Raw genomic sequence first — 12,139 nt, 5'->3', positions numbered from 1 at the left:
CGGCTTGCCAAACTGTCTTCTCGCTCGTTGTTCCAAATTCGTTCGAGTTTTCAACCGTAGAGAGCACAAAGGACACAAAGCACTGCTGCTTCTTTGTGCTCTCTGTGCTCCTTGTGGTTGAAGATGCGCGAATGACCTGCGTTTACCCGCGCCGCCCTGTTGGGCGGCGTAGAAGTCGGCGAGGGTGACGGCGGTGGGAGCATTGATCTTGACTGGGCGCAATGGAGGCTGTAGTTCAAAGGTGAGCCGGAGGTGGACTTGACAAAGCCCCAGCGACCAGATATAGTCAGGTCGAAGCGATGCCATCCTTGTGTGAGGATACGATCATGAACGACGCCACACCGACCATGACCCTTTCACCCCAGACCAGCCTGCTGTTGACCCAGATCACCGCCACGCCCGACCTGGAGACTGCTCTGTGGCGCGTTTTGCACGATTACACCGGTCTCAAGACGCAGCAGATTCGGCAGCAGATCACCGCGTTCGAGACGAAATGGGGCATGACGTTCGACGAGTTCTCGCAACGGTGTGAGCATGGAACCCTGGGCCAAGATCCTTACGCCTACGACGTCGAAAGCGATTACTGGGACTGGGAGAAGGCTGTGACACTGCTGGGCCACTATGAGGCGCTGCAAGCCCGATGGATGTGAGGAGATTCGCCGATGAGCTGCTGGCGGCCCTGGCCGCACAAGGCGTGTTCGAGCGCATGTCGTTGCAGACCGAAGGACCAATCGCCAGCGGTCGCGCCTATCTGCGCAGTCAGGAAGACCAGTTCCTGCGCGTCTACTTCAACGAAACCACCGGCACCATCGCCTTTGCACTAATCAGCAACCAGCAGCGCATTTGGGGCGTTGACTACGACAACCGGCGTGGATGGCATCTTCATCCCGTAGAAAACCCGGCAGACCATGTGGCCATTGAACCCCCATCTATCGCAGAGATCGTTCTGCTATTGAATGAGGTCTTGTCTGGCAAGGATAAGCTGGGGAGCTAGCTACACCTGACACCTCGAAGTGACTCTGGCACAGACACTGGTAGGGGCGGCCCTGTGTGGCCGTCGCAGGCATTCTAACGCAAAGGCGCAAAGTTCGCCAAGTCTTTCCTGCTTGAGGATTTTCCTGCCACGAATGACACGAATTCCACGAAAGCAGAAGGGCCAATTCGTGTTCATTCGTGTCATTCGTGGCTGAGACCGTCCTGTTTGGTTACGGCTTGCCTTCGCTGGGGCAGGTAAATTCGGGCAGTCCCGTAGCGCTGACCGGAGCGCCCAGGGATCGGGTTCGCAATGGCCGTCCGCCAGGGACGGTTGGAACCTCGCTCACGGTCGCGGGATGGCCGCGATCCACCGGGGCCATTATTCATCGTCCTGCCGGAACGGCGAGATCGGGGTCGTCGCCGCCTCAAGTCAGGCGTTCCTACGGCGTCGTTGCTGCAAACAAAAAAACCGGCCTGAATCGGCGTCCCGGCTTTCCAACCAGCCACTCCAGCGAGGGCGCACACCCGCAGACAAAAACGACCATCTGCGGTGATCCGCGGCGATCCGCGGCTCCGTCTTCAGGCCACTAACCGCTGCCGCCGGCGGCCAGTCCGGCCGGGCCAGCAGCCCTGCCGATCAACGGTAGGCTAATGGCGGTCATGCTCCGCTTCACGTCCAACACAGCATCTCCGTCGGCGCGCCGAGTCCACGCTGACTGCTTGGCGCCGCCGTCCCGTAGATGTCCACATCCTCCACCCAGTAGAAGTATCGTCCCTGACACCTGCGTCGGCGCGGTCTTCCCACGTATAGATGAAGCCGCTGCTGTTCTGCGACCGCGACGGGATCAGGGTCCGTTGGAGCCTGCCGATCGGCCCGGCATCCGACGTGCCGCGATACAGGTTGAAGCCGCGGTTCTCCGTTCCACTGACCGTCTCCCACGTCGTCATGGAGTGCAGCCGGCGACCACCGCCACGTCCAGCAGCTAGGCCAACTGGGACGGCGCTGAGAGGGTGGTCCGCTTCCATCTGAGCGCCGCATCAAGGTGCAGGTTAGGTTGTCAACTTGCATGCCGGCGGCTCCCAGCAGCCAGCAAAGCCCTTTATCAGCGCAAACGAAAATCGCAGACGCCAGAGTGGCCTCAGTCAAGAGGCGATTGACGGCCAACGCCGAAGCAAGCTGACCGCGCCATAGGCGCAGTACGTAACGGTCGAGCAGTTCCCAGCCAAATCAACAACCGGCGTCTCCAACCTGACGAAGCGGTAGCGGGTCAGGCAATCTTCGTGCAAGGCGCTGAGCGCATCGGCGTGATCCTGCGGCACCGGATGCTTCCGTTTGCGACGAGTCAACGCGCTGCGCATCTCGACCACCGTGATGCGCGAAATGAGCAGCATGTTGCCTGCCGGCCTGAACACCGTCGTTTCGAGCCAGGGCTTCCAGCTCATCTCACGTAGTGCTTTGATCAGAGCGCTGGTGTCGAGAAAGAGAAGCTCATCGCCCTCGCGCTCAGCGCCAATGTTTTCTGATAGCGACCAGCTGCAGCGTGATCTGCGCCAGTTCAGCACGTCGAGCCTGGGAGATGAAAAGCCTTGCTCGCAGTTGTCCCGCCGGTTTGACCAGGCCTGTTGCCTCCAGCAGCGCGGCCGCCCGCTGCACTTCGTCCCCAATCTTGTCCCTTCCTGGATTCGCATCGCGCACCTGCGCCCGTTCTGGCAGGCTAACGGGCGTCAACAAACGCAGGGTGCCTTTCATAGATGGCGGTTGCGGGTTGCGATCATAAGCTATGCACCCTTTGATCCGCATATGTGGGAGAGGTATAGGAAGGGCGCGGAGGCAAGCGATTTGCTCCTCCTGAAAGCGGTCGTTCCCACTCCTCATCAGCGTATGCTGATGCCAGAAGCCGCTCTTTCAGAAGATCCCGTCTTTCACTGCTTAACTGCGCCGCCGCGGCCAGTCCGGCTACAGCGTCAGCAGCCCGCGCCGATCAACGGCAGGGCTAACGGCAGGTTGGCGCCCGCTTCCACGTCCAACACCGCGACGGCTCGGCGCCGTAGTCCACGCTGACCGCCGTGCCGGTGCCGCCGTCCTGTAGATGTCCACATCCTCCACCCAGTAGAAGTAGGTCGTCCCCGGTCAGCCGCGCGATCTTCCCAGGTGGTAGATGAAGCCGCTGCTGTTCTGCGACTGCGATGGATCAGGGTCCTGCTGGTTTCGCCGATCGGGCCTTTGCATCCGACGTGCCGCGATACAGGCTGAAGCTGCGGTTCTCCGTTTCGCTGACCGTCCCAGGTCAGCAGCACCGCATCGCCCCGTTGCGTTAGCTGAAGTCCGCCAGGGTGACGGCCTGGGGAGGTTTCTCCTGAGAACGGTCCGCTGCTGGCTTTGTGCCCGAAGCCCGGCGGGTCATAGAGGAGACAGTGTTCACCAGCACGCCAGAAGTTGATGGCGCCGCCGCTGCACGCCGACGCGGTCGTGCTCGTTCCGGCCTGCGACCAGGCAGACCCGTTGTACTTCCAGGCTTTGAGGGCGTTGGCGTTTTGTCCGGTCTGCAGCTCGGCCTGGCGGTAGTAGAACGTGATATTGGAATTTGCGGTGTTCGTGGGGTTGACGACAAAGCAACGCTTGACCGGGTAGCCGTTGGCCTGGGAGCAGACCTGGTTGCCGCTGACGGAGACGGTGGTGCTGCCCAGGTTGTTCGTCGTCTGAATCTGAACGCCGAAGTATTTGTCGGTCGTGGCTGCGATGTTCTTGATATTGAGGAAAGCGACCGTGGCGTTGTTGACGGTCCGGGTCTGCTTGAGCGTGCCGTTGTTGGTCACCGTGCCTTCAACGCCAGTGATGGCGTTCGCGCCGACATCCAGCGTGCCACCGGCGTTGACCTGGAGGTTGCCGGTGAGGCTCAGGTTACCGCTGGGGGTCGTGGTGGTGCTGCCACTGTTGACGGTCAGGTTGTTGAAATCTGAAGATGTGATTTGAAGAGACCAAGAACTGATGCTGCCCATGATCAAATAAGCATCGTCGCATACGCGCAGCTTCCAGGAACCGGACGTGCTCTTGCCATCGAAGCTATTCAGCGAGCCTTCGGCCTTGTATGAGCCATTGAATGGAGCTGAGCCGACTGTGATTGAAGTGCTGGCTTCATCATCGAAGGTAGTATTCGTGTAATTGCTACCTGAGCCACCATTGTCGGTGCTCAACTCGACCTCAGTGTTATCAGGCCCCCTAAGATAGATGTCCAGATCGGCGTCCCATGCGTGTGCGATATTGATCGTGATGTTTAGATCGCTAATGGTCAGTGAATCCGCCACTGTGAGTGTGCTTTCCGTATAGGTAGGGCAGCTGTTATCGGGGATACTCAGGGCGGGTGATTCAGTCTTGTTGTAGGTCGAGGTAGAGTTCGTCGTCACCGTCTGCGATCCGCTGCGATTGAACGTTACTGTGCCTGAACCCGGTGTGAACGTACCGTTGTTCGTCCAGTTGCCCGCCACGTTCACGTTACCGCTGGGCGCGGTCAGGCTCTTGCCGCTGTTGATCGTCACGTTGTTCAGCGAAGTCGTGCTGCTGCCGGACATGGTCGTCGTGCCGTTGAAGGTGACTGTGCCGCTGTTGTGGTTGAACGCGCCGCTGTTGCTGAAGTTGCCAGCCACGCTCAGACTCCCGCTTGGCGCGGTAAAGGCGCCGCTTGTCAGGCTGAAATCGCCGCCGACTGTCATGTTCCCTGAGCCGCCGCTGAACGTGCCGCCGGCCTGCGCATAGGAGCCGGACACAGTGACGTTGCCGGCGCCCTGGGTGATGATGCCAGAGTAGCCCGAGGTGACGTTCAGACTGTTGAAGGTGTAGCTGCCATTGATCGTGGCGTTCTTCGCCGATGTGGCGTTGAAGTACGTGTTGTCATTGCTGGTCGGCACCGTATTGCGTGTCCAGTTATTGGCCGTGGCCCAGTTGTTGTCCCCGCCGCCACCGTCCCAAATGCCGATCGGCTCCAGCGTACTGGCCGTGCACGAGGGAAACTTGAACGCGCCGATACGCGTCTGCCAGTTGGCCGTGTCGCCCGCCGCATAGTATTCGTTCGTGTACCAGAATGTGCAGTCGTCCGATGGGTCTACGGTCATGGCCGAGTAGTCGCCCCAGCGCGTAGTGCCGGTCTGCGACCCGGTGCCGGCGAAGAACGTGGCCTCGCCCTGGCCGAGTGTACCCGCAGTATCCGTGCTCAAGCGGCCGGCCCAGGCCAGGGAGGGGTAGTTGGGCGCTGTCCCGTTGCCGATGCTGAAGCCGATCGCCATGTTGCCAGCCCCATCTACGGCAAGGCTGGGCATCCAACGATAAAGCGACGCGTCACCATAGATTTGTTGTTGGATTGGGGTTGTGTTGATTGTTCCACCATTTACATTGATCTGCGCCCACTGCAGGCGCGTTGTGCCACATCCCCCCGATGGGCATACCGTATGAACCACCCATAGCGACTCGACGCCGCTGATATTGCGATACTGTGCCTGCATCATCAAGCGGTCGCCGAGCGTGTCAAGGAGGGTGGACGTGCCAGGCTGAGGCACGACAACACCTGGGGTCGTGTAGCTAGTTTGAGAGACCGTCGTGGGGCCGTTGAAGGTGGAATTCGACGGTGTCACCCAGTCCACATGGGACTTGAAGATATCGAACCTGTAGAAACCGGTGTCTTGAGCTACGAAGTAGTTCGGCGTGCCCGTTGGCGGAAGCGCGCCGCGCAGGTTGCTGGGCAGCAGGGAGAAGTAGGTGGTTGATCCCAAATCCCAAATGAGGTAATTGACTGTTGCGCCGAGCTCCATCTGCGCACGGTTGAAGGCCCAAGCGCGCACTTCCTGGAACGTGCTATTTGACATGAGGAACATGTTGGCCGACATGTAGAGACCATCCGGCCAAATGCCCATCTTGGGATAATCAGGAAGCCAGGGGTGCGAGGCGTCATCTGCGCGGATCGCATACAGGTACCAACCGCCGCTGACGGGGTCGCTCGTTTTGGAAACAGCAATGCACTCGTAGTAAGGCGACGAAGAAGAACTCGCAAAGGCCAAATCTGACACGAACCAGCGATCCCCCATTTAATCATAGATCACGGTCGGATCACCGCGATGGGTGGAGTCGCAGGCCGTGCCGGTGCCAGCCCCGCTCCATAGCGAGTTGAACGTGAATGCAGCCAGTTGGGCGCCGGTCTTGTTGTAGATTCCGACCGCCGTGTTGACCGCCTGAATGTAGTGGTTCGGGCCGACGTCTCCCACGGTGTCCGGAGGCCAGCCAGAGCCGCAGGAGCCGCCCGTGCACGTGCTATTCTTGCCAAGTCCAGCAAAATTGGCCGAAGGCGTCGGCATGGCGTTGGGAGCCAGGGCTGTGTCCGTTGATTCTGGGTTGTACTCAGCCGGTGGCAGTTTTTCAGCCGCAGAGTATTGGAGGTTGAGATTGGCCACGGGGGCGACTGGAGCAACGTAGGGCAAGTCCCGCACGTCGCCCACATAGACTGCGGGTTTCACTGGTTCTCCCACAGTCAACGGGGCGCTCGTGACCTGCTCTTGCTGCCGTGCACGCTCAATGCTGGCATTTCCGCTGCCTGGCTGGCCAACGACTCCATCTTGGGCCATGACTGCGGTCAAAGGCATCACCAACAGCGCAGCCAGCACAGTGATAAGTAGCATCCGATAGAGCTTTGTAGCGAGGCGATGTTTCATGGTAGGTTCCTGCTTCGTCGGTCGTGGGGGCATGAGTTGATCGTTCAGCCAGCCAGATGCGGCCTGTCGTCGGCAGGCCCGGCAACGCCAACCGCGTGGGCGACGGCGCCCACTGGCGCGCGTCCAGCCGGAATTGGGGCCATTCTACGCGATGAACATGACACTGCCTATGACGCGGCGCAGGTCCGCGCGGGTTTTTGGAGAGACGATATTTTAACGCAAGGCCGCCAAGACGCAAAACCGCAGCGCATTCTGACACCAGGACGCCATGACGCAGAGCGTTCTCACACAAAGACACCAAGCCACGAAGGAATCGGTGTGTCCCTTTGTGCCTTGGTGTCTTCGTGTGAGCCATGCGGTTCCGACTTGCCTGGGTCAGGCAGGGCAAGAAGAAAAGTCGGGCCTCTGTGCGAAACCCGACTTTTTGCTGCGCTGGTTGAACGCCCGGGCCTAACCGCGACGGCGGCAGCAGGACGGCGTCGCCCTGGCGCCGGGGGGTGTCAACCGGGATTGATGTGGCTGATGATATCACGCAGGGGGCGGGACACCGTTTCCTGCGTCCGGCGGCAACGTCTCGACCGCAATAGCCACCTCGGCCAACGTCGTGGCGGTCAGCGCCACATCCAGCAATGCTGGCATCTGACCCCTGGGCGCGGCGCGTAGTCGAGCTTCCAGCTTGGGCGGCACTGCGCCAAAACGCCGGGTCAACAGATACAACACCGACTCTAGTTGCCCCCGCCAGTAACCGAATCTCTCCATGCTAGTTATGTAGGGCCACAACAGTCCTGTCTCGGCACCATCGGGGATGTCAGCCAACTTCGCCTCCTCCGCGGCGATGATTTCCTTGCTGGCATCCAACAGATAGCGCGCCATCTCGATCGCGTTCTGGGCTTCGGCGTGCAGATAAACCCGGCCTGGTGTCAATTCCGGCAGACCAGTGGAAGGTCGGAAACCATTGTCGTACCAGTCCAGGCCCACTGCCTTCTCCTTCCATGTCGCGATCGCTGAGATATCGTCTCGCTGGGGTAGTTTAGTTACCAGTGAGATCACCGAATGACCCCAAGGATCTTTTCCCGCCAGGTACCACAACGCCTCCATGGCGTTTTCTCCACACTGTTGCGCGGCAAAACAGGCGTGGGCCGGGAGTCCCGCGTTCAGGAGGGCGTTGGCCGCCTTCAAATCGTCTTCTGCGGTCTGCAGCCCGAAATGTGCCATGTCAAGATTCTTACGCAAACTCATAAGTCACCTTGCCTTCGCGAACGTCGTGCATCAGGAACCTGTTCTTGTGCATGCTCTCAAATTCGTCAGGAGTATAGACGTGCGTCGGTTGGTGCTTACGCAGATGACGGATGAGCACACATGAGTCCAGCAGGTAATCAGTCATCGGCTAACTCAGGCTCTAGTGGCTCGCGGCGCCAGGAGGAACGAATCTCGTGCAACCAGCGGTCAATATCCTCGGGCGTCGCCATTTCCGGGTGGCTGGCATCGTCCCAGGCGCCGGCTGTCTCCTTGAGCACCGCAAGCAGCTTCAGTTTCTGCACGTAAGCCTCCGTCGCGGCCACGATTACCTGATTGCGCTTGTGCAGCGGCACGTATTTCTCGAGGTCATCCAGTACGGAGACCGGAAAAGTGGCGTCAATGCGCCTGGTAGCGATGGAAGACATGGCAACCTCTTTGCGTTCACAACGGTAAATCTTGCACTCAACTCAGCCTGATTGTAGCATCAAGCGCTCAAAACAACAAGCCTCCGCCCACGGTAGGGGCGGCCCTGTGTAGCCGCCTCAGGAATTCTAACGCAAAGCCGCAGAGCCTTTTCTTAGCGTCCCGGCGCCGTGGCGTCTTTGCGTTGAAGGATGCGGTTCCGACTTGCCTGGCTCAGGCAGGGCAAGCAAAAAGTCGGGTCTCTGTGCGAGACCCGACTTTTTTGCTGCGCTGGTTGAACGCCCGGCGCCTAACCGCGGCAGCGCGGCCTACTGCACACTCACCGCGCTGCGCGATTGGCTTGATACTCAGGCGAACAAGTCAGAGATAGCGGACCTGATTTTGAAATTCATCGGCCGTATACTCATTGAGCAATCGAATCAGCCGATTGACCATTTCATAAGGTGTCCGGCGCACCGCCAAAATAATGCCATAATGACCTTGTGCGCGCTCGAAATACTCTAGCGCCAACTTCTCGAAATCATGTCGGTTGTGGGTCAGCAAGGCGCGCTGTTGACGGACTGCATATTCCAGTTGCTGGCTGTCCCCTTGACCGAGTGTACCGATGTCACGCGCCGTGATCGCCGAATAGCCACGCTTGGCCAAAAGCTCGGCCACCAAAACATCCACATCTTCATCCAGGTAGAGTTCAATGAACAGCTTGCTCACGATGCTTGAACTCCAATTGCGTGCCCACCAGCGACTCTGGAATGCGATTGCGTTCAATGTACTCGTGAATCTCGGCCTGATGATCGCTGTAATAGCTGAGGGCAGAAAACACCTGCGCCATCGTCAAATGGGGGAGGTGAATCGGAATTTCTTCCGGCGGCAGCCCGAGCCGCCACAGCTCCACAATGGCGCGCACAGGCGTTCGTGTCCCTTGAATGATCGGTTCACTGTTCAGTATGTTGTTATTCCGTACAATATACGCTTGTTCTATCACTTGTATCATGTGTTCACTCGTCCGGTATTGAACTGACGTAAGTCGCGAAAGGTTGGCTTGCCGTGACAGATTTCGGGATCGGCGACAATGTAACGACCGATCATGCTTGCTCTCATCCAGACACCTCTTCTCGCCCTTGACTTGCTTCTGCGGCGGCCACTATTTCACTCAACCCGGCCTGATTGTAGCATCAGGCGCTCAAAACAACAAGCCTCCGCGCCCAGTTGGAGCCGCCCCGTGTGGCCGCCCGCGGCGTTCTCACACCAAGGCACAAAGCCGCCAAGAAATCGGGACATGTCTTTGTGCCTTGGTGTCTTCGTGTGAGCTGTTGGGTTCTGGCTTGCCCGGGGTGAGCAGGTAAGAAAAATCGGCGCCTGTCCCGTAGGGACGCCTGACCTGAGCGCCGATGATCGCACCATTCATGGCCGTCCCAGCGCGACGGTTGAACCCCTCTCCCACGGTCGCGGTATGGCCGCGGGATCCACCGGGGGCGTCATCATTCAATCGTCCCTACGGGACGGCGGGACCGCGGGGTCGTCGCCGGTCTCAAGTCAAGGCGTCCCTACGGGACGCAGTAGTTTCAAATGTGGCCTGGTTTTTGACCGCAGAGATCACAAAGAACGCAAAGAAGCACTTGAGCTGCCTTTTCTTTGTGTTCACCCACCCCCGGATGTGTTCTTTGTGGTTGGATGTGTGCTACATTTGGAATTCCCATATGGGACGGCGCGCGCCGTCGCCCAAATTGACATGGTTAGCTGCTCACGATGAGCTTCCGCTTTCAGTCAGTGTTTGAACATGGGGATAGGCAAGAATCTTGCGGTCAGCAGTGAGCAATGGAATTTCATAAAATGATGCTAACGCCAAGCCCAGTCTCTTGATGATCGGCGATGATCTGCGCGAGTGCGGGTGTGAACTGCGGCTGTTGGCTCACCCACCAAACCCAGATATGGGTATCGAGGAGAATCATTGGAGAACGTGCCACTCCTCGGCCGCCACTGGTTCGAAGGGATCCTCATAGTGCAGTACGGTGTTCTGCAAAGGGAAATGGGCCGGCTTCTTCGTGAATGCACGAGCCTCAAGAATGATAATCTCGATGGCTTCGCCAGGACGAAATGGCAGCGATTTCAGCTGCAATTCTCCGTTTTTGGGCACAACCGTTTCCAAGCGATAAGCAACCATTTTTCACCTTTTCAATGATTCTCACATTTTTCGCCCGACCTGCTCCTGTCGCGGCCGCTTTTGCACTCCACGCCGCCCGATTGTAGCATCAGGCGCTCAAAACAACAAGCCTCCGCGCCCGGTAGGGGCGGCCCTGTGTGGCCGCCCGCGGCGTTCTCACACCAAGGCACAAAGCCGCCAAGAAATCGGGACATGTCTTTGTGCCTTGGTGTCTTCGTGTGAGCTGTTGGGTTCTGGCTTGCCCGGGGTGGGCAGGGCAAGAAAAAAGTCGGGTCTCTGTGCGAAACCCGACTTTTACGGTAATGCTGTCGTTAGTGCACGTCCTCTTGTGGATTTGTTTACTCGGGCCTAGAGCGCAAGACGCCCAGGAACCCCAGCCCATCCACAATGTGGATGCCTTGATACGTACGGCCCAACACATCGAAGTGCGGGTCATAAGTTACCAGGTGTGTAGCGCCCCCCACAACAGCACAAGCTAACACCAAATCGTCGTCGGGATCAGCGGAAATGATCGCAACGACAGCAGAGGCCGGCGCTTCAACCTGCACGCCTCTAATGGCTAATGTGGCGAGAAGGAGTTCAGTCGCTTCCTGGGCCACTCCCTTGGCGGCGAACTTCTCCGCAATTTCGGCCTGCAAGTCAACAGAATAAAGCAGGTCGAATTCGTCGTTTAGCCAGCGCGCAAGAATCTCCTGGGTGGGACTGTTTGGGTTTCGACTCAGATAGGCGGCGACAAAAACGTTCGTGTCCAGGACCGCCATGACGCGCTTTTGCTCAGTCTCCAAGCGCAGCTTCCCACTCATCATCAATGGCCTGGCCTTGAACGCTGGCATCTGTCAGCGCTTGTTGCTGGCTCTGCCTGAGCAACGCTTGCAGTTCCGAAGGGGTTGATTTTGCCAACAGTTCCGCACGTTGACTGGCCCGGATGAGCGTGCGCATCACGGCGGGTGAACGCGGCTTGACCAAGCCCGCGCGCACGGATGCTTCGTCCTCCGAGGCGGGTGCAGCCGTCTCGGACGTCGGGGGAGTTGCCAGTTCCGCCGCCATGCGAGCGACGACCAGGTTGACGTCGCGCAAGCGTCGTTCGATCTCGGCCAACTCAACCAAGACGACTTGCAGTTGTTGTCGTGTCGGGTGAGATGGCGTGGGTGTGATCCGTTGTTGTCTCATAGCTGGTGGCCTCACATCAGCGATCGTCGTGGGAGCATTGTAGCATCAGGCGCTCAAAACAACAAGCCTCCGCGCCCGGTTGGAGCCGCCCCGTGTGGCCGCCCGCGGCGTTCTCACACCAAGGCACAAAGCCGCCAAGGAAGCGGCGCCTGCCTCTGCGCCTTTGTGTCTTCGTGTGAGCCATTGGGTTGCGGCTTGCCCGCGGTGGGCAGGTAAGAAAAATCGGCGCCTGTCCCGTAGGGACGCCTGACCTGAGCAGCCATGATCGCACCATTCATGGCCGTCCCAGCGGGACGGTTGAACCCCTCTCCCACGGTCGCGGTATGGCCGCGGGATCCACCGAGGGCGTCATCATTCAATCGTCCCTACGGGACGGCGGGACCGCGGGGTCGTCGCCGGGCTCAAGTCAAGGCGTCCCTACGGGACGGCGCGCACCGTCGCCGCCGCAAACAAAAACCGGGCTTCCTAGCGGAA

13 protein-coding genes are annotated in these 12,139 nt (G+C 59.1%); 2 read left to right on the top strand and 11 right to left on the bottom strand.

What is annotated here, in order from left to right; all coding sequences use genetic code 11:
- Nucleotides 1-326: 326 nt before the first annotated feature.
- Nucleotides 327-650, top strand: coding sequence for a hypothetical protein (locus tag ACPQ6D_RS23335; RefSeq protein ID WP_423226760.1), 324 nt, complete (start codon nucleotides 327-329; stop codon nucleotides 648-650).
- On the top strand, nucleotides 641-994 hold the full coding sequence (locus ACPQ6D_RS23330; RefSeq protein ID WP_423226759.1) for a hypothetical protein: 354 nt from the start codon (nucleotides 641-643) through the stop codon (nucleotides 992-994). The genes ACPQ6D_RS23335 and ACPQ6D_RS23330 overlap by 10 nt, the downstream gene beginning before the upstream one ends.
- A 1,124-nt stretch (nucleotides 995-2,118) precedes the next feature.
- Here the strand turns inward: ACPQ6D_RS23330 and ACPQ6D_RS23325 are convergent.
- The 11 genes from ACPQ6D_RS23325 to ACPQ6D_RS23275 all read right to left on the bottom strand — a co-directional run bounded on the left by ACPQ6D_RS23325 (nucleotide 2,119) and on the right by ACPQ6D_RS23275 (nucleotide 11,665).
- Nucleotides 2,119-2,538 carry a type II toxin-antitoxin system VapC family toxin gene (locus ACPQ6D_RS23325; protein ID WP_423226758.1) on the bottom strand — a complete coding sequence of 140 codons (420 nt, stop codon included), beginning with the start codon at nucleotides 2,536-2,538 and terminating at the stop codon, nucleotides 2,119-2,121.
- Nucleotides 2,539-2,940: 402 nt separating this feature from the next.
- Nucleotides 2,941-6,033 (bottom strand): proprotein convertase P-domain-containing protein, encoded by a 3,093-nt coding sequence (locus ACPQ6D_RS23320; protein WP_423226757.1) that lies wholly within the window; start codon nucleotides 6,031-6,033, stop codon nucleotides 2,941-2,943.
- Nucleotides 6,034-6,051: 18 nt separating this feature from the next.
- Nucleotides 6,052-6,672, bottom strand: a complete 621-nt coding sequence (locus tag ACPQ6D_RS23315) for a hypothetical protein (protein WP_423226756.1) — start codon at nucleotides 6,670-6,672, stop codon at nucleotides 6,052-6,054.
- A gap of 528 nt (nucleotides 6,673-7,200) precedes the next feature.
- The gene (locus ACPQ6D_RS23310) at nucleotides 7,201-7,911 is read right to left on the bottom strand and encodes a HEPN domain-containing protein (RefSeq protein ID WP_423226755.1); all 711 of its coding nucleotides are present in this window, start codon (nucleotides 7,909-7,911) and stop codon (nucleotides 7,201-7,203) included.
- A gap of 137 nt (nucleotides 7,912-8,048) precedes the next feature.
- On the bottom strand, nucleotides 8,049-8,336 hold the full coding sequence (locus tag ACPQ6D_RS23305) for a hypothetical protein (RefSeq protein WP_423226754.1): 288 nt from the start codon (nucleotides 8,334-8,336) through the stop codon (nucleotides 8,049-8,051).
- 358 nt (nucleotides 8,337-8,694) lie between these two features.
- Nucleotides 8,695-9,042 carry a DUF5615 family PIN-like protein gene (locus ACPQ6D_RS23300; RefSeq protein ID WP_423226753.1) on the bottom strand — a complete coding sequence of 116 codons (348 nt, stop codon included), beginning with the start codon at nucleotides 9,040-9,042 and terminating at the stop codon, nucleotides 8,695-8,697.
- Complete coding sequence (locus ACPQ6D_RS23295) at nucleotides 9,023-9,325, bottom strand: DUF433 domain-containing protein (RefSeq protein WP_423226752.1); 303 nt, start codon at nucleotides 9,323-9,325, stop codon at nucleotides 9,023-9,025. Before ACPQ6D_RS23295 ends, ACPQ6D_RS23300 begins: the two co-directional genes overlap by 20 nt.
- An 832-nt stretch (nucleotides 9,326-10,157) precedes the next feature.
- Entirely contained in the window at nucleotides 10,158-10,283 is a 126-nt protein-coding gene (locus ACPQ6D_RS23290; RefSeq protein ID WP_423226751.1) for a PIN domain-containing protein, read from the bottom strand.
- On the bottom strand, nucleotides 10,280-10,495 hold the full coding sequence (locus tag ACPQ6D_RS23285) for a hypothetical protein (protein ID WP_423226750.1): 216 nt from the start codon (nucleotides 10,493-10,495) through the stop codon (nucleotides 10,280-10,282). The genes ACPQ6D_RS23290 and ACPQ6D_RS23285 overlap by 4 nt, the downstream gene beginning before the upstream one ends.
- Nucleotides 10,496-10,833: 338 nt before the next feature.
- Nucleotides 10,834-11,280 carry a PIN domain-containing protein gene (locus tag ACPQ6D_RS23280; protein ID WP_423226749.1) on the bottom strand — a complete coding sequence of 149 codons (447 nt, stop codon included), beginning with the start codon at nucleotides 11,278-11,280 and terminating at the stop codon, nucleotides 10,834-10,836.
- On the bottom strand, nucleotides 11,270-11,665 hold the full coding sequence (locus ACPQ6D_RS23275) for a hypothetical protein (protein WP_423226748.1): 396 nt from the start codon (nucleotides 11,663-11,665) through the stop codon (nucleotides 11,270-11,272). The genes ACPQ6D_RS23280 and ACPQ6D_RS23275 overlap by 11 nt, the downstream gene beginning before the upstream one ends.
- Nucleotides 11,666-12,139 lie beyond the last annotated feature (474 nt).

Source organism: Candidatus Amarolinea aalborgensis (assembly GCF_900491745.1).
Lineage (GTDB): Bacteria > Chloroflexota > Anaerolineae > SSC4 > Amarolineaceae > Amarolinea > Amarolinea aalborgensis.
Note: the sequence above shows the minus strand (reverse complement) of the source record. Positions and strands in the feature narration are given on the sequence as shown.

Bases quoted from the DNA above. Each gene is read 5' to 3' on its own strand.
- ACPQ6D_RS23335 (WP_423226760.1), top strand. From the start codon at position 327: ATGAACGACGCCACACCGACCATGACCCTTTCACCCCAGACCAGCCTG.
- ACPQ6D_RS23290 (WP_423226751.1), bottom strand. From the start codon at position 10,283: ATGATTCTCCTCGATACCCATATCTGGGTTTGGTGGGTGAGCCAACAG.
- ACPQ6D_RS23285 (WP_423226750.1), bottom strand. From the start codon at position 10,495: ATGGTTGCTTATCGCTTGGAAACGGTTGTGCCCAAAAACGGAGAATTG.
- ACPQ6D_RS23305 (WP_423226754.1), bottom strand. From the start codon at position 8,336: ATGTCTTCCATCGCTACCAGGCGCATTGACGCCACTTTTCCGGTCTCC.
- ACPQ6D_RS23295 (WP_423226752.1), bottom strand. From the start codon at position 9,325: ATGATACAAGTGATAGAACAAGCGTATATTGTACGGAATAACAACATA.
- ACPQ6D_RS23275 (WP_423226748.1), bottom strand. From the start codon at position 11,665: ATGAGACAACAACGGATCACACCCACGCCATCTCACCCGACACGACAA.
- ACPQ6D_RS23310 (WP_423226755.1), bottom strand. From the start codon at position 7,911: ATGAGTTTGCGTAAGAATCTTGACATGGCACATTTCGGGCTGCAGACC.
- ACPQ6D_RS23315 (WP_423226756.1), bottom strand. From the start codon at position 6,672: ATGAAACATCGCCTCGCTACAAAGCTCTATCGGATGCTACTTATCACT.
- ACPQ6D_RS23330 (WP_423226759.1), top strand. From the start codon at position 641: ATGGATGTGAGGAGATTCGCCGATGAGCTGCTGGCGGCCCTGGCCGCA.